The sequence below is a fragment of the Streptomyces sp. NPDC086023 genome, from assembly GCF_044540325.1.
Classification (GTDB): Bacteria; Actinomycetota; Actinomycetes; order Streptomycetales; family Streptomycetaceae; genus Streptomyces.
Map to the genome: position 1 here is coordinate 157371 of NZ_JBITRX010000013.1, position 22500 is coordinate 179870.

General features: G+C 74.8%; 17 protein-coding genes and 1 tRNA gene. 9 read left to right on the forward strand and 9 right to left on the reverse strand.

Annotated elements, in window-relative coordinates; all coding sequences use genetic code 11:
• Nucleotides 1-53 precede the first annotated feature (53 nt).
• Nucleotides 54-126 (reverse strand) — tRNA-Arg (locus tag ACIF6F_RS25005).
• 333 nt (nt 127-459) lie between these two features.
• Between ACIF6F_RS25005 and ACIF6F_RS25010 the strand changes: the two genes are divergently transcribed.
• The 7 genes from ACIF6F_RS25010 to ACIF6F_RS25040 all read left to right on the forward strand — a co-directional run bounded on the left by ACIF6F_RS25010 (nt 460) and on the right by ACIF6F_RS25040 (nt 8700).
• The gene (locus ACIF6F_RS25010) at nt 460-2079 is read left to right on the forward strand and encodes a dynamin family protein (RefSeq protein WP_399950539.1); all 1620 of its coding nucleotides are present in this window, start codon (nt 460-462) and stop codon (nt 2077-2079) included.
• Between the two features lie 13 nt (nt 2080-2092).
• A complete protein-coding gene (locus ACIF6F_RS25015) occupies nt 2093-3880 on the forward strand; it encodes a GTPase (RefSeq protein ID WP_399950804.1) in 1788 nt (595 codons plus the stop codon).
• Between the two features lie 118 nt (nt 3881-3998).
• Complete coding sequence (locus tag ACIF6F_RS25020; protein ID WP_399950541.1) at nt 3999-4403, forward strand: single-stranded DNA-binding protein; 405 nt, start codon at nt 3999-4001, stop codon at nt 4401-4403.
• A 161-nt stretch (nt 4404-4564) separates the two neighbouring features.
• Complete coding sequence (locus ACIF6F_RS25025) at nt 4565-5785, forward strand: TQXA domain-containing protein (protein ID WP_399950544.1); 1221 nt, start codon at nt 4565-4567, stop codon at nt 5783-5785.
• Between the two features lie 121 nt (nt 5786-5906).
• Nucleotides 5907-7571, forward strand: a complete 1665-nt coding sequence (gene ettA, locus ACIF6F_RS25030; RefSeq protein ID WP_399950547.1) for an energy-dependent translational throttle protein EttA — start codon at nt 5907-5909, stop codon at nt 7569-7571.
• Nucleotides 7572-7573: 2 nt separating this feature from the next.
• Entirely contained in the window at nt 7574-8005 is a 432-nt protein-coding gene (locus tag ACIF6F_RS25035) for an acyl-CoA thioesterase (protein WP_399950550.1), read from the forward strand.
• The gene (locus ACIF6F_RS25040) at nt 8002-8700 is read left to right on the forward strand and encodes a hypothetical protein (protein WP_399950553.1); all 699 of its coding nucleotides are present in this window, start codon (nt 8002-8004) and stop codon (nt 8698-8700) included. Before ACIF6F_RS25035 ends, ACIF6F_RS25040 begins: the two co-directional genes overlap by 4 nt.
• Before the next feature lie 42 nt (nt 8701-8742).
• On the opposite strand, the gene ACIF6F_RS25045 is transcribed toward ACIF6F_RS25040, so the two are convergent.
• A complete protein-coding gene (locus tag ACIF6F_RS25045) occupies nt 8743-9144 on the reverse strand; it encodes a globin (protein ID WP_399950555.1) in 402 nt (133 codons plus the stop codon).
• Between the two features lie 90 nt (nt 9145-9234).
• Here ACIF6F_RS25045 and ACIF6F_RS25050 point away from each other — a divergent pair, with 90 nt between their 5' ends.
• A complete protein-coding gene (locus tag ACIF6F_RS25050) occupies nt 9235-10245 on the forward strand; it encodes a methyltransferase domain-containing protein (protein ID WP_399950558.1) in 1011 nt (336 codons plus the stop codon).
• Between the two features lie 153 nt (nt 10246-10398).
• Nucleotides 10399-11148, forward strand: a complete 750-nt coding sequence (locus tag ACIF6F_RS25055) for a cytochrome c biogenesis protein CcdA (RefSeq protein ID WP_399950807.1) — start codon at nt 10399-10401, stop codon at nt 11146-11148.
• Between the two features lie 86 nt (nt 11149-11234).
• Here the strand turns inward: ACIF6F_RS25055 and ACIF6F_RS25060 are convergent, their stop codons facing one another.
• Genes ACIF6F_RS25060 through ACIF6F_RS25090 form a run of 7 tightly spaced genes read right to left on the reverse strand, consistent with a single transcriptional unit; the run spans nt 11235 to nt 22375 of the window.
• On the reverse strand, nt 11235-12485 hold the full coding sequence (locus ACIF6F_RS25060) for an FHA domain-containing protein (protein ID WP_399950561.1): 1251 nt from the start codon (nt 12483-12485) through the stop codon (nt 11235-11237).
• Between the two features lie 47 nt (nt 12486-12532).
• A complete protein-coding gene (locus ACIF6F_RS25065) occupies nt 12533-13897 on the reverse strand; it encodes a VWA domain-containing protein (protein ID WP_399950564.1) in 1365 nt (454 codons plus the stop codon).
• 12 nt (nt 13898-13909) lie between these two features.
• A complete protein-coding gene (locus ACIF6F_RS25070) occupies nt 13910-15649 on the reverse strand; it encodes a protein phosphatase 2C domain-containing protein (RefSeq protein WP_399950567.1) in 1740 nt (579 codons plus the stop codon).
• A 3-nt stretch (nt 15650-15652) separates the two neighbouring features.
• Nucleotides 15653-18619, reverse strand: coding sequence for a tetratricopeptide repeat protein (locus tag ACIF6F_RS25075; RefSeq protein ID WP_399950570.1), 2967 nt, complete (start codon nt 18617-18619; stop codon nt 15653-15655).
• Nucleotides 18616-19920, reverse strand: coding sequence for a hypothetical protein (locus ACIF6F_RS25080; RefSeq protein ID WP_399950573.1), 1305 nt, complete (start codon nt 19918-19920; stop codon nt 18616-18618). The genes ACIF6F_RS25075 and ACIF6F_RS25080 overlap by 4 nt, the downstream gene beginning before the upstream one ends.
• A 51-nt stretch (nt 19921-19971) precedes the next feature.
• Nucleotides 19972-20997: a glutamate ABC transporter substrate-binding protein gene (locus ACIF6F_RS25085; RefSeq protein ID WP_399950576.1), complete on the reverse strand. Its 1026-nt coding sequence runs from the start codon at nt 20995-20997 to the stop codon at nt 19972-19974.
• A 7-nt stretch (nt 20998-21004) separates the two neighbouring features.
• Nucleotides 21005-22375: a hypothetical protein gene (locus tag ACIF6F_RS25090; protein ID WP_399950579.1), complete on the reverse strand. Its 1371-nt coding sequence runs from the start codon at nt 22373-22375 to the stop codon at nt 21005-21007.
• Nucleotides 22376-22500: the final 125 nt, after the last annotated feature.

A 22500-nucleotide genomic window follows, 5' to 3' on the forward strand; every position in this document is an offset into this window, starting at 1 on the left:
TGACCTGCGGAAAAGCCCTCCGCGAGGGAGGGCTGACAATCGTACGGGCGGAGCGCCCCCGGCAGGACTCGAACCTGCGGCCAAGCGCTTAGAAGGCGCCTGCTCTATCCACTGAGCTACGGGGGCCGGAAAGGTGGCCGTGGGTGGCCAGGAGCCCCGGGGTGGGGGTGGGACCGCGTCCATGCCGGGTCAAGGATAGGGCTCCGGTTGCCTTGTCCCGGTTGCTTCACTCGCGTGCCACGATGTGGAGGTTCGGTGAAGCGGTCCCGATAATCGCAGGCAGGTGCGATTCTCGCACCGCTTTTGCGCGGCCGCGCCCCGGGTGTTGTGCACTCGTTATGCCTGCGCCCCAGTCATCCCATCTGTCCATCGTGTCCGCTCGGAGTCGCGATCGGCGCGCGCAGGGCGTATAAGCTTCAAAAACACAACAAAAACGGGCATTCTTCGCATGTGGTGACCTTGGATGTTCGGCCTCAGCTGCTCGATGCCCTCTCCGCCCTGCGCGACCGGGTCGCCTCCGTGCGTCTGCCGCTGCCCCTCCCGGGCGCGCCCCGCGCCCGCCAGACCAGAGCCGAGCTGCTCGCGCAGCTCGACGACTACCTCGTACCGCGGCTGAAGGCCCCCGAGGCCCCGCTGCTCGCGGTCGTCGGCGGCTCGACCGGCGCCGGGAAGTCCACCCTCGTCAACTCCCTGGTCGGCCGCCAGGTCAGCGAGGCCGGCGTGCTGCGCCCCACCACCCGCATCCCCGTGCTGGTCTGCCACCCCGACGACCACCACTGGTTCGCCGGCATGCGCGTGCTGCCCGACCTGATGCGCGTCTGGCAGCCGCAGGACGAGGTGGAACTCGTCCCCCTCTCTGAGAAGCCCCAGGCCCTCCGGGCTCCCAAGCCCGCCCCGCAGACCGGCCGCGAACTGCGCATCGAGACCGTCAGCAGCCTGCCCCGCGGCCTGGCCCTCCTCGACGCGCCCGACATCGACTCCCTCGTCGTCGAGAACCGCACCCTCGCCGCCGAACTCATCTGCGCCGCCGACGTCTGGGTCATGGTCACCACCGCCTCCCGGTACGCCGACGCCATCCCCTGGTACCTGCTGCGCACCGCCAAGGAGTACCGCGCGACCCTGATCACCGTCCTCGACCGGGTGCCCCACCAGGTCCTCGCCGAGGTCTCGCGGCAGTACGGTGCCCTGCTCACCCGCGCCGGCCTCGGCGACGTGCCCCGCTTCACCGTCCCCGAACTGCCCGAGTCCGCGGGCGGCGGCGGACTCCTGCCCGCCAGCGCCGTCGCGCCCCTCTACGACTGGCTCAGCCACCGCGCCCTGGACCCCGCCGCCCGCCAGCAGGCCGTGGGCCGCACCGCCATCGGCGTACTCGACTCCCTCGGCCGCCGGATGCCCGAACTCGCCTCCGCCGTCGCCGCCCAGCACGCCGCCGCCGTCCGTCTCACCACCGCCGTCGAGGACGCCTTCCAGCGCGAGGGCAAGCGCGTCCGCGCCCGGCTCCAGAGCGGTGCCGTCCTGTCCGGCGACGCCCTGACCCGCTGGCGCGGCTACCCCCTCGACACCACCGCCGACGAACTCCTCGACTCCCTCGGCGAGAGCCTGACCGCCCTCCTCCAGTGCGCCGTCGCCGCCGCCGACGAACGCATCACCGGGGCCTGGCGCCGCGAACCCGCCTCCGGAGCCGTCACCCTGCCCACCCCGGACCACGAGGCGGGCGAGCGGATCGGCGTGGCGGTACGCCGCTGGCGCCGCGTGCTCGAAGAGCTCGCCGAGGAGGAGGTGGGCCTCATGGACAAGCAGTCCGCCCCCGACCCCGACGCCGTGGCCGCACTCCTCGTGGCCGCGCTGCTCGGCGGCAAGCGGGCCCGGGCCGCCGGCGACCGGCTGGCCCAGCGGATCGGCGTACACGCCGCGGTCCGCCTGCGCGACCGCGGCAACGAACTCGTCAGCAGCCACCTCGACAAGGTCCTCCAGGCCGAACGCGACCGCAGGCTGGCCCTCCTCGACGCCCTCGAAGTGACCCCGGAACCCCAGGCCGAGCTGATCGCCGCGCTGTCCGTACTGCAGAAGGAGAGGTGACGCGTTGACCGCCATGACCGACCGCACCGACGACCGCTGGGACGACGGGCTGATCGCCCGCCGCGCCGCCACGGGCGCGGACGGGAACGCGGACGGCGCCCCCGGCGCGGATCTCGACGGCGACCCCGACGAGACCGGCGCCCTCGCCCGCGCCGTCTCCGGTGCCGGCAGCCCGGCCCCCGCGCCCGTCCCCGCCCCCAGCGCCGAGAACCAGGCCCTGCGGGTACGCCTCGACGCCCTCCGGCAGCTCGTCGGCCTCTCCCGCACCCGGCTCGACGGCAAGACGCTCGCCGAGGCCGGCCGGGTCCTCGACGAGGCCGCCGCCCGCCGCGGGCTCTCCCCGCGGCACACCGTCGTCGCCATCGCCGGCGCCACCGGCAGCGGCAAGTCCACCCTCTTCAACGCCCTCGCCGGCGTGCAGATCTCCGAGACCGGGCTGCGCCGCCCCACCACCTCCGCGCCCATCGCGTGCAGCTGGACCGACGGCGCGGCCGGGCTGCTCGACCGCCTGGAGATCCCCGGCCGGCTCCGCCGCAGGCCGCGCGACGGCGGCGACCGCGACGAGGCCATGAACGGCCTGGTCCTCATCGACCTCCCCGACCACGACTCGGCCCTCACCACCCACCGCGAGCACGTCGACCGGGTCCTCGCCCTGGTCGACGCGGTCATCTGGGTCGTCGACCCCGAGAAGTACGCCGACGCCGTGCTCCACGAGCGCTACCTGCGGCCCCTGTCGGGCCACGCCGAGATCACCTTCGTCGTCCTCAACCAGATCGACCGGCTGCCCGGCGAGGCCGCCGACCTGGTGCTCGACGACCTGCGCCGGCTCCTCGACGAGGACGGCATGGCGCTCGGCGAGCACGGCGAGCCCGGCGCCACCGTCCTCGGCCTGTCCGCCCTCACCGGCGAGGGCGTGCCCGAGCTGCGGGAACTGCTGGGCCAGTTCACCCAGGAGCGCGGCGCCGCCACCCGCCGGATCTCCGCCGACGTCGACCGCGCCGCCCTCCGCCTGCGGCCGCTGTACGTGGCCGACGGGCACCCCGAGATCAGCGAGCGCAGCCGCGCCGAGTTCGAGGACCGGCTCGCCGAGGCCGTCGGCGCGCACGCCGCCGGCCTCGCCGCCGAACGCGCCTGGCGGCGCAACGCGGGCCGTGCCTGCGGCACGCCCTGGCTGCGGCTGTGGCGCTGGTACGACGACAAGCGCACCCCGCAGCTGCTGCGCCGGTCCGCCCCCGAGCCCGAACAGCCCGCGGAGGACGAGGTCACCGCCCGGCAGCGGGTGGAACAGGCCGTCCGCACCGTCGCGGACGACGCGGCGTCCGGACTGCCCGAGCCCTGGGCGCTGGCCGTGCGCGAGACCGCCGTGCGCGGCGCCGAGCAACTGCCCGAGGCCCTGGACGAGCTGGCGGTCACCGCCGGAGTGCCCGCGGGCAAGCCGCCGCGGCCCGCCTGGTGGCCGGCGGCGGTGCTCGCCCAGGCGTCCATGACGCTGCTGCAGATCTACGGCGGGCTCTGGCTGGTGGGGCAGATCGCCGGGGTGCTCGAACCCCGGCTGATGCCCCCCGTCCTGCTGATGGTCGCCGGCATCGTCGGGGGTCCCCTGGTCGAGTGGATGTGCACCGTCGCCGCGCGCGGCCCCGCGCGCCGGTACGGCCAGGAGGCCGAGCGGCGGCTGCGGCAGGCGGCCGCCGGCTGCGGCCGGGCCCGGGTGCTGGAGCCGGTCGCGGCGGAGCTGCTGCGGTACCAGGAGGTGCGCGAGCAGTTCGCGACGGTGGCGCGGTTGTCCACAACCGGCCGGTAGTCCACAGGCTCCGGCAGGTTCCCGGAAGCCGGTCCAGCATGGGACCGGACGAGGGAACCGGCCGGAGCGCCGGACGGACTCCCGGACGGAGAGCCGGGCCAGGAAGGGGGCGGCCGGGATGAACGACACGCTGGTGACGCTGGTGGGCAACGTGGCGACGCGGATCGACTACCGCGAGGCACCGACCGGGGCCGTGGCGCGGTTCCGCTTCGCGGTGACCTCGCGGTTCTGGGACCGGCAGAAAGAACTCTGGGCCGACGGCCCCACGAGTTTCTACACGGTGTGGGCGCGCCGGGCGCTCGCCGCGAATCTGGCCGGTTCGGTCTCGGTCGGAGAACCGCTGGTGGTGCACGGAAGACTGCGGGTGAAGGACGAAGGGGAAGAGGACGGCAAGCGCTGGTTCTCGGCGGACGTGGACGCGCTGGCCGTCGGGCACGACCTCAGCCGGGGCACCTCGGCCTTCCGCCGTGTGGTCAAAGGCGAGGGCACACTGACGGCACCTCAGAAGGCGGCGGTGGTCTGAGTGTTCGAGACCGCTAGGATTCCCCGGTACTCGTGGGCACTTGGGGCTCCGGCCCGAAGGGGAAAACCGTGTCTTTCGCCGTTTCCGCTTCACTTCTTTCAGCATTTACATCTCGTCCGGCAGTTCAGCCTGCTCTGGCGCCTGCGCGGCGGCCGCTCGCCGTGGTGCTGCTCACGGCCGCGCTCGCCGGTTCCGCTTCCGTGGCCGGGGCGGGCGCGGCGCACGCCGCCGGAGCGCCCCGCGCCGCGGGCGCGGCCGGAGCCGCCGGCGCGGCGGGTGCTCCCCGCGCGGCCGGCGCGGCGGGTGCTCCCGGGGCCGTGGGGGCCTCCGGCACCCCGCGCCTGGCGCCCACCCCCGCGGCCGGCACGAGCGCCGTGCTGGCCGGGCCCGCCGCCACCGGCGAGGCCCTGCTCCACACGCCCGACGGGCCGCGCACCATCCCGGCCGGGCTCTACGAGATGCGCGTCGAGGGCGGGGGCACACTCCAGACGTACGGCGTGGGCATCGCGATCCAGTCCCAGCAGGAGGCGCGGTATGCGGAGACCGCCTGGAGCGGCAGCCCCCTCGACGCCAACAAGGACGCCGGCCGGATCCGCTGGATCCTCCAGCACTCCTATCCCCAGCTGAACGACCTGGCGGGGCTCGCCCGGCGGGCCGGGGCCGGCGCGCTGACCGCCGAGACCGCGGCGGCCGGCACGCAGGTCGCCATCTGGCGCCTCTCGGACCACGTGCAGGTGGAGGCGGTGGACCCGGCGGCCGAGAAGCTGGCCGACTACCTCCAGAAGGCCGCCCGCACGCTCGCCGAGCCGCCCGCCTCCCTGAGCCTGACCCCCGCCACCGTCACCGGGACCTCCGGCAGCCGGATCGGGCCCGTCACCGTCCACACCGGCGCCCAGAGCGTCGCCGTCGCCCCGGACGCGGCGGCCCGGGCCGCCGGGGTGCGGATCGTCGGCGCGGACGGTGCCCCGGTCGCCACGGCCGTCCCCGGCGCCCTGCTCTGGTTCGACGTGCCCCAGGGCGCCACGGACGGTGCCGGCGCGGTCACCGTGCAGGGCTCCACCAAGGTCCCGGTCGGCCGGGTGCTGATCAGCGACGGCAGCAGCCAGGCGCAGATCGTGGCCGGCTCCAGCGAATCGGCGGCCACCGCCACGGCCACCGGGGTCTGGGCCCCCACCCGCCTGGCGGCCCGCACCTACGCCGACGCGCTCCCGCTCCCCGCGGCCGAGGAGAGCGCCGACGCCTCCGACACCCGCCTCGCGGCCAGCGGCAGCTCCAGCGCCACCCCCGTGATCGCCTCGCTCGCCGTGGGCCTGGTGGTCCTGGGCGCCGGAGTCGTGTTCCTGCTGCGCAAGCGCCCCACGGACACCGAGTCCCCCGAGTGATCCACCGGCGCCGGCCACGCCCCGCGGGGGGTGACCGGCGCCATACGGGTTTCCGCCCGGGGATGGACGTACGGCAAGATGGGGTGTATCTGCCCATCATCGATCTGCCGGACGGTTTCTCTTGGCTGAGTTCATCTACACCATGCGCAAGGCGCGCAAGGCGCACGGCGACAAGGTGATCCTCGACGACGTCTTCCTGAACTTCCTGCCGGGAGCGAAGATCGGCGTGGTCGGCCCGAACGGCGCCGGCAAGTCCACCGTTCTGAAGATCATGGCGGGCATCGAGCAGCCGTCCAACGGTGACGCCTTCCTGACGCCCGGGTACAGCGTCGGCATCCTCATGCAGGAGCCCAAGCTCGACGAGTCCAAGACGGTCCTGGAGAACGTCCAGGACGGCGTCGCGGAGATCAAGGGCAAGCTCGACCGGTTCAACGCCATCGCCGAGGAGATGGCCACGAACTACACGGACGAGCTCATGGAGGAGATGGGCAAGCTCCAGGAGGACCTGGACCACGCCAACGCCTGGGACCTCGACGCCCAGCTGGAGCAGGCCATGGACGCGCTGGGCTGCCCGCCCGCCGACTGGCCGGTCACCACCCTCTCCGGTGGTGAGAAGCGCCGCGTCGCCCTCTGCAAGCTGCTGCTGGAGGCCCCCGACCTGCTGCTCCTCGACGAGCCCACCAACCACCTCGACGCCGAGTCGGTGAACTGGCTGGAGCAGCACCTGGCCCAGTACAAGGGCTGTGTCGTGGCCGTCACCCACGACCGGTACTTCCTGGACAACGTCGCCGAGTGGATCCTCGAGCTCGACCGCGGCCGCGCCCACCCGTACGAGGGCAACTACTCCACGTACCTGGAGAAGAAGGCCGAGCGCCTCAAGGTCGAGGGCAAGAAGGACGAGAAGCGCCAGAAGCGCCTCAAGGAAGAGCTGGAGTGGGTCCGCTCCAACGCCAAGGGCCGCCAGGCCAAGTCCAAGGCCCGCCTCGCCCGCTACGAGGAGATGGCCGCCGAGGCCGAGAAGATGCGGAAGCTGGACTTCGAGGAGATCCAGATCCCGCCGGGCCCGCGCCTGGGCTCGATCGTCGTCGAGGTCAACAACCTCTCCAAGGCCTTCGGCGACAAGGTCCTGATCGACGACCTGTCCTTCACCCTGCCGCGCAACGGCATCGTCGGCATCATCGGTCCGAACGGCGCGGGCAAGACCACGCTGTTCAAGATGATCCAGGGCCTGGAGGCCGCGGACTCCGGCGAGATCAAGGTCGGCGAGACCGTCAAGATCTCGTACGTCGACCAGGGCCGCGCCAACATCGACCCCAAGAAGACGCTGTGGGCCGTCGTCTCCGACGAGCTCGACTACATCAACGTCGGCCAGGTCGAGATGCCGTCCCGCGCCTACGTCTCCGCGTTCGGCTTCAAGGGCCCGGACCAGCAGAAGCCGGCCGGTGTGCTCTCCGGCGGTGAGCGCAACCGCCTGAACCTGGCGCTCACCCTGAAGCAGGGCGGCAACCTGCTGCTCCTCGACGAGCCCACCAACGACCTCGACGTCGAGACCCTGTCCTCCCTGGAGAACGCGCTGCTGGACTTCCCCGGCTGCGCCGTGGTCGTCTCCCACGACCGCTGGTTCCTGGACCGGGTGGCCACGCACATCCTCGCCTACGAGGGCGAGTCGAAGTGGTTCTGGTTCGAGGGCAACTTCGAGTCGTACGAGAAGAACAAGGTCGAGCGGCTCGGCCCGGACGCCACCCGTCCGCACCGCGCCACCTACAAGAAGCTGACCCGAGGCTGAGCATGGCCCGTCATCTCTACAGCTGCCCCCTCCGCTGGTCGGACATGGACGCCTTCGGGCACGTCAACAACGTGGTCTTCCTCCGCTACCTGGAGGAGGCCCGGATCGACTTCATGTTCCGGCTGGCGCCGGGGAACGGCTCGCAGTCGTTCCAGGGCGGGTCGGTCGTGGCCCGCCACGAGATCGACTACGTCCGGCCGCTGGTCCACCGGCACGCGCCGGTGACCGTCGAGTCCTGGGTGAAGAAGATAGGCGCGGCCTCGCTGGTCATCGCCTACGAGATCAAGGACCCCGAGCAGGTCTACGTACGGGCCGAGACGGTGGTCGTGCCCTTCGATCTTGAGGCGCAGCGGCCCCGCCGCATCACCGAGGAGGAGCGCTCGTTCCTCCAGGAGTACGTCGACGACAGCGCCGAAGGGCGCGCCGCCGCATGACGCTCCGCCTGCGGCTGGCCGACTCGGGGGAGGCGGCGGACCTCGCCGCCTTCCTCGGCCGCCTCGTGCACTACGACCGCGCCGCCGCCGTCCGCCTCCAGGGCGGCGGCGGGGCGCTGGCCGTGTTCGGCCGCCCGCCGTCCTTCGAGGTCCTCGCGATCCGCACGGCCCGGCTCGCCGAGCCCGTGACCCTGGACCTCACCGTCTCCGCGGGCGAGCTGCTCGAATCGGTCGACGAGGCCGCCGGCACCGCCGTGGTGCCCGCGCCCGTCACCGGTCCGCCGTGGGCCGGCGTGCTGCCGCCGCGCGGCGGCTGGCAGCGCATCGCCGGGCTGCCGACGGCCGACGAGATGCGCACCGCCGTCGGCATGGCCGTGGCGGAGTTCCGGGCCCGGGACGAGGCCCTGCCGGCCGCGTCCAGGACCCGCGCCGAGCGTGACCGGATCGGCCGCGAGATCTGGTCCCGCACCCTCGGCGGGACCGAACTGCCGCTGCGTGCCGTCCACGCCGCCCAGTCCCTGGGCTTCCTGCGCCCGGTACGGGCGGCCGCGGGCGCCGGCACCGGCGCGTCCGAGCCCGGTCCCGTCGCCCTGCTCGCCTCGGGCGGCTGGCTGCGCCTGAGCACCCCGTACGGCTCCGTGGCCCTGCGCCGCCCCGGCGGCGGCCTGGGCGCCCTCCAGGTCCGCCCGGTCTGACGCCCGCCGTCCCCGTACGTCCCGCCCGGCCGCCCGGCCCCGCTACGCGGTGTTGATCATCGAGGCGGCGGCGTAGGTCAGGTATCGCCAGAGCTGCTCCTCGTGCTCGGGTGCCAGGCCCAGCTCGTCCACGGCGTCCCGCATGTGCCCCAGCCACGCGTCGTGCGCCGCCTTGTCCACGACGAAGGGCGCGTGCCGCATCCGGAGGCGCGGGTGCCCCCGGTGTTGGCTGTACGTCGTGGGACCGCCCCAGTACTGCATCAGGAACAGCGCGAACCGCTCCTCGGCCGGGCCGAGGTCCTCCTCCGGGTACATGGGACGCAGCAGCGGGTCGCCGGCGACCCCTTCGTAGAACCGGCGCACCAGGCGCCGGAAGGTCTCCTCGCCGCCCACCTGCTCGTAGAACGTCTGCTCCGGAAGCGTGCCCTGGGGATTCTCATTCACCCGACCATCGTCTCAGACGCCCGGACGGAGGACCCCGGTTCCAGGACCGTCCCGTTGGCCCGGAACCGCCGGGGGCAGGACAGTGGAGTCATGGGCGCACGGAGCGCGCACAGGGCGCACGAAGCACCGCACGCGGTGGAGCGGGAGACGGCGCACGCGGCGCAGGTCCGCGAGCTGGTCGCGGCCGGAGACCTCCGGGACCCCGCCTGGCGCGCGGCCTTCTCCTCGGTGCCGCGGCACGTCTTCGTCCCGTACTACTACACGGGCCGCGGCGCCGGGTACGAGCGGCTGTGGGGCGAGGACCCGGACCCCGAGCGGCGGGCCCGCTGGCTGCGCGGCGTCTACGCGGACACCCCGCTCGCCACCCGCCTGCGCGACGGCGAACTGGTGTCCTCCAGCAGCCAGCCCTCGCTGATGGCCCGGATGCTGACCGCCCTCGACGTCCGCGAGGGGCAGCGGGTCCTGGAGATCGGCGCCGGCACCGGCTACAACGCGGCCCTGCTCTGCCACCGGCTGGGCGACGAGCACGTGACCACCGTCGACCTCGACGAGGAGATCGCCGAGTCGGCCCGCGCGCACCTCGCCCTGCTCGGCTACCACCCCGCGGTGGTGACCGGTGACGGGGCGCGCGGCTGTCCCGCCCGTGCCCCGTACGACCGGATCATCGCGACCTGCACGCTGCCGCTGGTGCCGCACGCCTGGCTGGGCCAGTGCGTGCCCGGGGCGCGGATCCTGGCCCCGATCTCAACCGGGCTGCTGGCGCTGGCGGTCCTCGGGGCGGGCTTCGCGGAGGGGCGGTTCCTGCACACGCCGGTGTACTTCGTGCCGCTGCGCGGCGGGATACGGGGCGTGGCCGGGCCGGAGGTGTCCAGGCCGCCGTACGACCTGCCGTACGACCTGCACGAGGACGACCGGTTCCGCTTCATGCTCGGGCTGACCGGTGCGGTGCTGCACCCGCGCGAGGCACTGGACCTGTGGCGCGGCGAGGGGCGCCCGGGGCGCGAGCGCTTCGGCGTGACCGTGAACGCCGACGGGGAGTGGTCCTGGCTGGACGACCCCCAGGGGCCCTACGTGTGGCCGCTGGGGAGCGGGACCCGCTGAGCCCCGCCGGTGGCCCCGGGGCCCGCACGAAAGGCCCTGAAAGCCGCGTGCCACACTTGTGGGCGAAATGTGCCCGGGAGCCGTGGCCGGGCGGAACGCGGCGGGAAAAGAGGAGGCCCTGTGGTCCTGGCGGCAACCGCCGACTCGGTGGTGATGAACGGTGCCCTGGTTCTGGCCGTACCCGTCGCCCTGCTGGCAGGTCTCATCTCCTTCTTCTCGCCCTGCGTGCTGCCGCTCGTCCCCGGATACCTCGGCTACGTCACCGGCCTGTCCGCCGCGGAGGCGGGCCCGGGCGGCGGTGAGGCCGGTGGAGCGGCCAAGCGCGGACGCATGCTTCTCGGGGCGTTCCTCTTCGTCCTCGGTTTCTCGGCCCCGTTCATTTCGCAGGGCGCTTTCTTCGGGTATTTCGGCAACACCCTGTCGCAGTACAAGGAGACCCTGGAAGTCGTTCTGGGTTCGCTGACCGTGCTGTTCGGCCTGGCGTTCATGGGATTCCTGCCGGGGCTGATGCAGCGCGACATCAGGATCCACCGGAAGCCGGCCGCGGGCCTGCTGGGAGCCCCGGTCCTCGGCTTCACGTTCGGGCTGGGATGGACGCCGTGCATGGGGCCGACGCTCGGCGCGGTGATGGGGCTCTCCATGGGGCAGGACAGCCCGGGGCGCGGGGCGCTGCTGATGGTGTTCTTCTGCCTGGGGCTCGGGGTTCCGTTCATCCTCACGGCACTCGCCTTCCGCCGGTCGATGGGGGCGTTCGGCTGGGTCAAGAGGCACTACACGTGGGTGCTGAGGATCGGCGGGGGATTCCTGGTCGCGGTCGGCGTGCTGCTGATCACCGGCGCGTGGAGCCAGCTGGTCCTGCAGCTGCAGTCCTGGCTGCCGACGACGAACGCGGTCGGCATCTGAACCGTCCGAGGCGCACGCGCAGGGGCCCCGACGACCTCCCGGTCGGCGGGGCCCCGCGTTTTCAGCCGGCGCGCCGGCGGTGCCGGCTAGCCGCGCCGGATGGTGATCGTGGTCCAGGCGCCCACGTGCACCCGGTCGCCGTCGCCCAGCGGCACGGGCACGTACGGCTGGATCGGGTCGTCGCCGCCGTTGACCGTGGTGCCGTTGGTGGAGTTCTGGTCCACCACGGCCCAACTGCCGTCCGGCTGCTGCACCAGCACGGCGTGCTGGTGCGAGACGCCCGGGTCCTCCGGCGGCACCGACAGGTCGATGTCGGGGGACTCGCCCGTGGACTGGCGGCGGCGGCCGATGGTGATCTGGCCGCCGGTCAGCGACAGGTGCTGCTCCGGGGAGTACGCGGGCAGGTTCAGGCCCGCGGCCTCCGGACCGCTGCGCTGCATCATCGCCATGAAGTACGAGCGGTCGGGGCCGATGGTCGCCGACCAGGCGCCGCCCTGCGCGGGGAAGGGTGCCTGCTGGCCGGGGTGCATGCCCTGACCCGGGTGGCCCTGCTGGCCGGGGTGTCCGCCCTGGCCGGGGTGGCCCTGCTGGCCCGGGTGTCCGCCCTGGCCCGGGTGCCCCCCCTGGGGGTGCATGCCCGGGCCGGGCTGCGGTACGGGTGCGCCCGGGTGCTGGTGCTGCTGCGGCGGACCCTGCTGGTACGGGGGCTGCTGCGACTGCTGCCCGCCGGGCGGCGGGAGCATCCAGTCGTCGCCGCCGGTCTGGTGCGGGGCGGGCGCGGGGGCCGGCGGGCCCTGGTGACGCTGCTGGAACGCCCCCGGCGGCGGGCCGGGCTGCTGGTAGCCGCCCGCGGGGTCGCCGTGCAGCGGCTCGGCCGGCCGGTTCACCTGGGAGGGCCGGGAGCCCTGGTAGTCGAAGTGGTCCTGCTGCGGCTGGTAGCCGGGCGGCAGGTTCATGCCGGGACCGGGGCGTCCGCCGGGACCGGGCGGCGGCACGGGGACCCCCGCGCCCGTGCCGTGCGGCGGTACGGGCGCGCCCGGGCCGGGACCGCGGCCGCCACCGGGCTGCTGCGGGCTGTAGCCGGTGGGCTGGCGGGTCAGGAAGTTGTAGCGGCACTCCTCGCAGAACGGCGCCATGGCCTCGCGGGGGGTGCGGCACTGCGGGCAGAGCTCGGCCTGCATGGTGGCGTCGCCCCCGGGACCCGGGTAGCCGTAGCCGCCGTAGGAGGGCCCCGGCGCGGGAGCCCCCGCGGGCGCACCCGGTCCGGCCATGCGGTGGCCGCAGACCTCGCACCAGTCTTCGGAGACCGATTGGTGTCCGTTCGGGCAGGTCGGCATGTCGGCCCTTCCCCCTCTCCCTGTCCAGCCCCCGTCAGGGCCGCAATTCAGGACTTCTTCACTCGAACGGTCTGCGTCGAACGCGTTTCGAGAGTCATCTCGTCCGCATCCGTGACCTTCGCCTTCAGCCGCACAGTACCGGTCGCGGCGTCGACGACGTCGACCACCTTCGCAAGCAGTTTCGCAGTGTCCTCGTTCCCGGACGCACTCGCCAGTTGTACGGCCCGTCCCAGCTTGGCCGTCGCACCATCGAAATCTCCCGATTTACGGGCTTCCAGGCCCTGCTGGATGGCCCGGGCCAGCTCCGCCTGGCCTGTGTAATGCGCCACTTGCGGGTTGATCGCGGTCGACGCGGCCAGGTCGTCCGTCCACACCGCCCGTACCAGCCCCTGGGACAGCACGACCGGTCCCGCGCCCTCCCCCGCGGGGGCGGGGGCCACCAACGAGGCCCGCGCCGCGAGCATTTCCTGCCCGATCCCGGCACCGGGTACGCGTACGCCGACGTGGTAGTCGCGGGATTCGTCCCCCCAGGATCCGGTCGGGTAGTCCCCGGCGCGCGGGCCCGCCTCGGTGCGGCGGTCCGTGAGATCGACCACGCTCGGCGCGACCTGCTTCACGAAGAGGACCTCGGCGCCGACCGGCGTCCACAGCCGGAGGGCGACGTCGCCGACCTCCTTGTCCATGGCCCGCGCCATCATCGCGGTGAAGTCGGCCCGCAGGCCCGCCGGGTCGGCCACGATGTCGGCCCGGCCCAGCAGCGCCTCGGCGATCCCGGTGACCTCCTTGACCTCCCAGTCCGTCCCGACGCCGCGGGCGTCGCAGGTGAACCTCCCCGCGCAGTGCTCCAGCGCGGCGGCCAGCGCCTCGGGGGTCTCGTGCTCGTTCCGGCCGTCGGTGAGCAGGATCCCGTGCCGGATCGCCGCCCCGTCCGTACCCGCGAACAGGCTCTCGGCCAGCCGCAGCCAGGTGCCGATGGCGGTGCCGCCGCCCGCGCTCAGCCGGCGCAGGGCCTCCTTGGCCGCGCTGCGGGTCTCCGGGCCGGCCACCGCGAGGCGGCCGCCGCCCGGGTAGACGTCCCTGGCCACGTGCGTACCGGCGATCACGGCGAAGGAGGTGCCGTCCCGGAGGGTGTCGACGGCGGCGGCCGTCGCCTCGCGGGCGTTGCGCATCTTCTCCGGCGGGTAGTCCATGGACCCCGAGCAGTCGACCATGATCACGACGGCCGAACCGCCGGACGGGCCGGCCGCGCCGGCGGCACCCGCGCTGCCGGCGCCGGTCCGGGCGACGCTGCCGCCGCCGGTCGAGGTCACGGTGACGATGGCGCTGACGTCGCGGCCGCCCTCGGGCAGGTACTCGTTCTGGTACACCTCGACGTCGAAGCGCGGAGCGCTCGGCTTGGCGAAGTTGGCCATCGGTTCTGCTCCTCAGGGATGCGGACGCGGAGCCACGGGGAACGGCACGACGGCCACGGTCACGTTGTCGTGCCCGCCGCCGTCGAGGGCGTGGCCGACGAGCACCTGTGCGCTGTGCAGGGGCCGGGTCGCGGCGTCGGGGGGCAGCACCCGCGCCATCTCCTCGGCGCTCTCGGCGTAGTTCCACAGGCCGTCGGTGCAGACGACGACCACGCCGGGCCGGTCGGGCTTGAAGGCGGCGGTGTGCGGTTCGAGTTCGTACGCGTCGGCGCCGAGCCAGCCGGTGATCGCGTGGGCGCGCACGTCGGCGTACGCCTCGGCCTCGCCCATCAGCCCCGCGGCGACCATCTGGGCGGCCCAGGAGTCGTCCTCGGTGAGCCGGGCGGGCGGGGCGGAGCGGTCGTCGGGCACCCAGTAGGCGCGGGAGTCCCCCACCCAGCCGATCACCAGGATGCCGTGGGTGACCACGGCGCCGACCAGGGTGCAGGCGGGGGCGTTCTGGTGGCCGGGGGCCGCGGCGAGCGCGTTGACGGCGTCAGCCGCCGACACGATCGCCTCGTGCATGGCCTGCTGGGGGTGCGCGCCGCGGGGGAGCGCGGACAGCAGCGACTCGTTGGCCGCGGAGGCGGCCGCGGCGGAGGCGTCGTCCGGCCTGCTGGCCGAGGAGACGCCGTCGCAGACCACGGCGACGGTGGCGGTCGTGCCGTCCGGCAGCGCGGTGGCGGCCACGGCGAAGGAGTCCTCGTTGCGGTGGTGCCGCAGGCCGCGGTCGCTCACGGCCGCGACGCTCTCCAGTGACTCCTCCTGGTGGTCCCGCTCGCGCGGCTGGGCGTGCCCGCAGTTCTCGCAGTACCCGTCGGTGTCCACGTGCCCGCTCCGGCAGGCGACGCAGCCCCGCGCCCCGGCGGGCCGCGGGACCGCGGCGGGGGCGGGCGGTGCGGGGGGCGCCGAGGGCGGCGCGGGCACCTGCACGGGCCCGTGCCCGGGCCCGTCGTACAGCGTCGGCGGGTGGTCGGGCCCGTCGGGCAGCGTCGGCGCGTGGTCGGGGCGCGGGGGTACGCCGGGGCCGCCGCCGGCGGCGAACACCGGCCCGCCGTACGCCCCACCCGAGCCGGGCCCGCCGTCCCGGGGCCAGGCTTCGGCGGTGCCGGGGACCGGGGTGGTGAACGCGGGGGCGGAAGCCGGCCGTGCGGGGAAGGCGGCGGGTCCGGGGGCCGGGGCGGCGCCGGGGGCCGGGGCCTCGAAGTCGTGCCGTGGCTCGCCGGGCACGGGCACGCCGGCCCCGGGGGTCTGGCCGCCCGGGTCGTCCCCGTACGCCGCCGCGCCCGGGCCGGAGGCCTCCCCGTACGCGGTGGGGCCCGCGCCCGGTGCCGGGTGGGCAGGCCAGGACGGGTCGCCGAACCCGTGTGCCGTCGCGGCGGCTCCGGGGGCCGGCTCGCCGGGCCGCGGCACGGGCCCGCCGGGGAAGCCGCCCGCGGGCGGCACGGGCCCGCCGGGGTGGCTCCCCGTGGCAGGCACCGGCCCGCCCGGGTAGGCACCCGGGGCCGGCGCCGGTTCGCCCGGGAGGCCCCCGGCGGCAGGCGGCCGGCCGCCGTACGCGGCCGGGGCGGCACCCGGCGCGAAGGGGACCGTCGGACGGTCGGTGGTCGGCGCCGCCGTCACGGCACAGCCGCACCGGCCGCAGAAGCGGTCACCCTCCTCCACCGGCTCCTCGCAGCTGGGGCATCCCGACAGCCATGGCATCCGCGACATCACTCACACCCACGTCCGGGGACGGAAACGGTTTGCCCGCTCCACCAGTTCGATCCTCTCCTCGCCACGCTGCGCGAGCCGCGCGAGGACGCGGAACGAGCGCTCAAGGCCGAACCGCAGCCCCCGCTCGTCCAGTTGACTGCCCAGCAGCGAGGCGTGCCCAGGGGTAGTAGCCCCCTGACTACCCGACAGTACCCAGTCCAGGGCGGAGCCCAGAACTTCGGTGGTCAGGTGCTCCAGCCGCACCGCGTCCAGCCCGAACTGCCGCAGCACCTCGACCTGTCCGGCCGCGGCCGTCAGGTCGTCCAGCAGCGCCTCCCGCGCCGCGCGCTCGCGCAGCCGGGCCCGCACGGCCGCCACCCGGGCCGCCGTGTAGTGGATGGACGCCTCCGGTACGGACTCCAGCGCGCGCACGGCGCCGGCCCGGTCGCCGGTCGCCAGCCGAACCCGGGCCAGTCCGAACGCGGCGCTCACGAAGCCCGGGTCGGTGACCCACACCAGCCGGTAGTACTCGGCCGCGTTGTCCAGCTGCCCCAGGACCTCCGCGCACAGGCCCAGCGCCAGCTTCGGCGCCGGCTCGCCAGGGAAGGCGTCGTACAGGGCGTCGAAGGACAGGGCAGCGGCGGCGTCGTCCCCGGTGGCCAGCGAGGAGACCCCGCGCGCCCACACCACCCGCCAGTCGTCCGGGTGGGCCGCCTCCAGCTCGTCCAGCAGCCGCGCGGCCGCCCGCGCCTCGCCCAGTTCGAGCCGGGCCCGCAGCTCCCGCAGCCGCAGCTCCGCGGAATCGGCCGGCGCGGCCCCGAGCGCGCCCAGCAGCTCCGCCGCGCCCGAGCCCATCAGACCGGCCAGGAAACCGGCGTTCGGGTCCGTCGGGTCCACCAGCGGCAGCGGCAGGGCCAGCGCGTGGCGTACGGCGTCCAGCCGGGCCAGCCCGGGCACCCCGGGAGCGAAGGCCACGGGTTCCGCGGGCTCGGGCGCCCGGGGACCCGGCACGAAGGCGGTGCCGCTCGTGGCGGGCCCGGCAGCGGGCGCCCCCACCGCGTGCGTGGCCGCCGACCCGATGGACGCCACGGGACCGGCCCCCTGCGCGGCGGCCGCCGGCACCACCGGCACCGCGGCGGGCCGCCCGGCCGGGCCGCCCGTACCCGCGGCCGCGCCCGGCACCTCGGTGGAGCCGGAGCCGGAGCCGTACCCGGCCCTCGTACCCGATCCCGAACCCGACCCGGAAGCCGACCCCAGGACGGACCCGAGAACGGACCCCAGGAGCCCGGCACGCCCGCCGCCCTCCCGCGCCCCCAGCAGCGACACCTCGGCGGCCCGCTCCGCGAACAGCTCCGTGTCCGGCACCCGCAGTTCGGGCCCGAAGAGCGTGGACAGCTGCGGCCTGGGCTTCCCCGTCTGGAGGGCGACCACCTCCCGCAGCACGCCCGTCAGCTGCTCGGCCATCTCCTGCGCGGAGGCGAACCGGCGCGCCGGATCGGGGTCGGTGGCCCGGACCAGCAGCCGGTAGAAGGACTCGTACCGCCGGAAGACCTCGATGTGCCCGGGGTCGGGCAGCGAGTCCACGAAGACGTTGGTGTAGCCCTGGAAGTCGAAGGTCAGCACGGCCAGCGTGCGCGCCACCGTGTACAGGTCCGAGGCCACCGACGGGCCGACCTCCGCCACCTCCGGCGCCTGGTAGCCCACGGTGCCGTAGATCGCCGACTCGTCGTCGTCCATCCGCCGGACCGCGCCCATGTCGATCAGCTTCAGCTGGTCCTGCTGCTGGATGGCGTTGTCGACCTTGAAGTCGCAGTACAGCAGGTTCCGGCTGTGCAGGTGGCCCAGGGCCTCCAGCGCCTCGATCCCGTACGCGCAGGCCTGCTCGACCGGCAGCGGGTCGCGCCGCCCGTCCGGCCGCCGCCGCTCGTTGGCGATCTCCTTCAGGGACTTGCCGCCGACGTACTCCATGACGATGTACCCGTCCAGCGAGCCGGAGCGCTGGTCGAGGTGCTCGACGAAGTTGTAGATCCGGACGATGTTGGAGTGCTCGATCTCCGCCAGGAAGCGCCGCTCGGATATCGCGGCGGCCATCGCGTCCTGGTCCCCGGTGTCCAGCAGGCCCTTGAGCACCACCCACCGGTCCGAGACCGCGCGGTCCACCGCCAGGTACACCCAGCCCAGGCCGCCGTGCGCGAGGCAGCCCGCCACCTCGTACTGGCCGTGCACCACGTCGCCCGCGCGCAGCTTCGGCACGAAGGAGTACGGGTGCCCGCACTTGGTGCAGAAGCCCTCCGTACGTCCGGGCCGCTCCCCGCGCGCCCGCCCGACCGGAGCCCCGCAGTCCGACCGCGAGCAGAAACGCTTCCGCTCGGGTACCTCGGGGTTCTCCAGCACCGCCGCCGACGGATCGGGCCGCGCCACCTCCGGTACGGACACCAGCCCGGCGCCCAGCCGGCCGCGCGCCGAGGCACCCGAGGCGGAACCCGAACTGCGCACCGACACCGAGCGCGTGGAGCCGCCGGTGCCGGACATTGCGCGCGACAGCCGCCCCGAGACCGAACGGCGCGAGCCGGAGGACCGGGAGGACCGCGAGGACCGCGCCGAGGCGGAACCGCGCCCGGACCCCCGCGACCCGGACGAGCCGTGCGACCCCTGGGAGCCGTGCGAGCCCTGGGAACCCCGGGCCCCGCGCGCCGCGCTGGTCATCCCGGTGGGCATCGTCTCGACCTCGCCGGCGCCGGGCCCCGCCCCCCGGCCGTCAGGCGCACCCGCCCGGGCCGAGCCGGCCGACCCGGCGGATCCGCCCGAGGCCACCGCCCCGGCCCCGGCCCCGGCCCCGGCTCCCGAGCCACCCGCAGGCGCCAGCCCGCAGGTGTCGCAGTACAGCCCGCCGCCGCCCATGTCCTCGTACGCCCCGGGGCACCCGGGACGCTGACACGCGCCCCCGGCCGCCGCCGCGCCCGACCCGGTCACACCCACCTCGTTCATCGCCCGTCCTCAGGGCCGTACTGCCGGGGCACCAGCACCTCGGCCGCCGCCCGCTGGTACCGCAGCACCGCCTCCTCCGCCGCGCGCAGATCGCACGGCGCGCTCCACAGCATCCGCCGGGCCGCGTCGTACCGCTCGATCAGCAGCGGGTCCTCGGCCATCCCGTGCCGGGCCACCTTCGCCCGGTACGCGTCCAGCCTGCCCCGCAACTCCGCCCGCACCGCCAGCGGGGCGGTGACCGCGGTCAGCGAGGCGCGGGCCCGCTCCAGTTCGTCCTCCGCCCGCCGCTCCAGCGACTCCAGCAGCGGCGAGAGCCGGTGCCACTGTGCCTGCCGGCGGTACTCGGCCGCCGCGGCCAGCTGTTCCTGGAGCGCGGTCGGCGGCCCGCTGACCGCGGGCACCTCCGAGGCGGCGATCTTCGCGAGCACCTCCCCGCGCGCCGTGCGCGCCTCGGCCAGCGTCCGGTCGGCCCGCGACAGCAGGTCGCGCAGCCCGATCAGCCGCCGCTCGGCGTCCTGCCGGACCAGCAGCACCGCCTCGATCTCCCGGCGCACGTCCTCCAGGGCTCGCGCCGCCCGGTCGTACCGCCCGGTGTCGGGACGGCCGCCGCCCGGCGCCGAACTGCCCGGCGCCGGCTGCCAGAAGGCCAGCGGGTCCGCGATCACCTCGGCCCGCAGCGAGGTCAGCTCCTCGGTGATCGCCTCCAGGTCGTCCCCCGAGGGGTGTTCGCCGGGCCGTACGCCCACCGAGTGCGCCAGGGAGCGGGTCCTGCGCAGCTCGGCCGCGAGCAGGTCGATGCGGGCCGGCAGCGCCGACCACACCGCGTCCGCCGCGACCACCGTGTCCAGCGACTCCGCGTACAGCTCGTTCATCCGCGCCACCAGCCCGGCCAGGCTGAACCGCTCGGCCAGCGCCGAGCCCTCCACGCCCGCGCCCGGCACCGTCACGCTCCGCCCGCGCAGCCGCTCCGTCAGCTCCGCCAGGTCCTCCCGCGAGGCCCAGCGGCGCCGCGCCCGCGCGTCCCTGGCCGCGGTCAGCGCCGCCGTGTACGCGTCGAAGTAGTTCCACAGCAGCGAGATCCGGGCGTCCGTGACCGCCCACCGCTCCTTGGTGTGACCGGTCAGCTCGGCGCCCTCCAGGAGCCGGCGGCCCGCGTGGTCCTGGAGCGCCAGCAGCGAGGTCTCGACGGCCTCGTGCTCGGCGCCCAGGCGGGCCAGCGCGCGGTCCACCTCGTCACGGTCCATCACCGGACCGCCCGGCCCGTCATCGGAGCCGGGGAAGCCGGCAGCCGTGCCGCCCATCGATGCCCTCTCTGCCGTCGCCTCGCCCCATGAGCCGTCCCATGAGATCGGTCAGCCCCGGTACTTCGGCGCCGGGGGCGCCGTGATGTCGGGGAGGTCGGCCGCCAGCCACTTGCGGTAGGCCGCCATCCAGGGGCTGTTCGCACCGCCCCGGCGGTACCCGTCGAGGACCTTGTTGACCCTCCGTACCAAGTCACTCGCGTCCTTGTTCATCGCCACGCCGTAGAACTCCGTGGCGAACGGCTGTCCTACCAGCTTCACCGAGGGGTCCTGCGCGGCCAGGCCGGCCGCCAGCGCGTTGTCCGTGACCATGCCGTCCACCTCGCCCAGCTGCAGCCGGACCAGGCAGTCCAGCTGGTTCGGCACGGTCCGCGAGACGTCCGCGCCGAAGGACTTGGCCTTCAGCTGCGTCTCCGCCGTCGAGCCGCTCGCCGAGCAGATCCGGCGGCCCCTGAGCGAGGCGTCGTACCCGGTGATCGGGGAGCCCTTGGGGACCAGCACCTGGGGGCCGGTCTCGAAGTACGCGGTGGAGAAGGCCACCTCCTCCAGCCGCTTGCAGTTGATCGTCATGGTCCTGACGACCACGTCGACCCGGCCCTCCTTGAGCGCGGGGATCCGCTGGCTGGTCGGGATCGCCCGGTAGATCACCGCGTCCTCGTCGCCCAGGATCTCCCGGGCGATGGCCTTCACCAGGTCGATGTCGAAGCCCTCCAGCTGGCCGGTGGCGGGGTTGCGGTAGCCCCAGCGGTAGCTGTTCTGGTCCACGCCGGCGACCAGCTTGCCCGCCGCCTTGATCCGCGCGATCGTCGGGCCGTCCGCCCCGGACGGGGTCAGGCTGGCCTCCGGCTCCCGGCAGGTGTCGGCGGCCGGCGCGGCCGGCCGCCCGGCCGTGCCCTGCGCCGCCGAGGCGGCCGGCGCCCCGTGTGCGTCCGGGTGCCGGGACAGCGGTACGAGCACCGCCGCGGCCGTCAGCGCACAGGCCACGGCCATGCCGGTCACCCCGCCCCAGCCGCGCAGCCGTCCGGCCCGCACCCTCTCGCGCCCGTCCGCCGCGCGCCCGCCCCGCCCTATCGGCATCCGCATCTCACCTGTACTCCGAAAGCCTGCGCCCGATACCGAGCAACGCCGCCACCGCGCCCAGCACCGCCAGCGCCGCCGCGCCCTGGGTCAGGCCGCCGAACGCGCCGAGACCGTTCCGGGCGGCCGTCGTGAACTCCCGCTGCTCGTGCGCCACGGCCTCCTGGAGCGAGGCGTCCACCTTGTCGAATGAGGCACCCGTGCTGTTCCCGCCGCCGATCACCTGCGTCAGCGCGCCCTCGTAGTCGCCGCTGACGTCCGTGGCCCGGGCGGCCGCGTGCCGGGCCCGCCACTCGCGCAGGCCCGCCAGCGCCCGCGCCACCGGCTCGGCGCCCGCCGGGTCGTCCGCGAGCCGGCCGGCCCGCTCCAGACCCTCCTGCAGCGCCGACACGCCCGTGGCGAAGTCCACGTCGTACTTGTCCGACTTCTTGTCCGCGGCCAGCACCGCGCCGCGCGACACCAGCGTGAGGTTCTCGTTCGCCCGCGCCTGGAGCGAGGCGATCCGGGCGTCGTTGAGCACCTTCAGCGACTCCTGGCCGCGCGCCCGGGACTCCTGCAGGTCCGCCCGCGCCACCAGGTGCCCGACACCCAGCCAGAGGAGCACCACCAGCGAGGCGGCCGTGGCGGCCAGCAGACCGTGGTTGAACACCCGGTTCGTCCGCCGGAAGTTGCGGTGCTGCGCCCAGCCGAGCAACGCCAGCGCCGCGAGCCCGGCGGCGAGGGCGGCCAGCGGCCACGACCCGGCCCGCGCGTAGTCCGCGTACAGCCGGCCGGTCTCCGCCTCGTACAGCCGCTGTGCGGCCGGCAGCAGCTGCGTGCTCATCCGCTCGTTCGCGTACCGCAGGTAGGCGCCGCCCAGGGGCAGGCCCTGCCGGTTGTTGGCGCGGGCCTGCTCGATCAGACCGGTGTAGCGGGGGAGCTGCTCGTTCAGCAGGGCGATCTGCCGGGCCGACTCCGCGGAGCCGCCGGCGTTCGCCGCCGCCTTGACCAGCAGCCGCGAGGCGTTGGCGATGTCCCGCTCGTACCGCTCCCGCACCGCCCGCGACTCGCCGCTGCCCGCGAGGAAGCCGCTGGAGGAGGCCGTGTCGGCGTCCGCCAGGGAACGGTAGATGCTCGCCGCGTCCGCGCTCAGCGGCTGGCTGCGGCTCACCACGTCCTCCGCGGCGGCCGAGCGGTCGGCGATCTGCCAGGCGGTCACGGCACCGAACAGCAGCACGAGCGCCGCCAGCACCGCACCGATGATCCGCAGCCGGCCGGGCTCGGTCGTCGCGGCGGCACGCAGCCGGTCCACGCCCTCCGACCAGGCGGTACGCCGCCGGGGCGGCGGCTCCGTGCCCGGCTCCGGCGCAGCCGTCGGCGCGATCGACGCGTATGTCACCCGGCCTCTCCCCCCTCAGGTCCTGGCCAGAAGTATGGACGCAGTGGCCGACGAGCACAGCATCAACGGCTGGATCTTGACCGAACCAACCGTGCCGCCGCCACCCGCACCCCGGCCACGCCCCA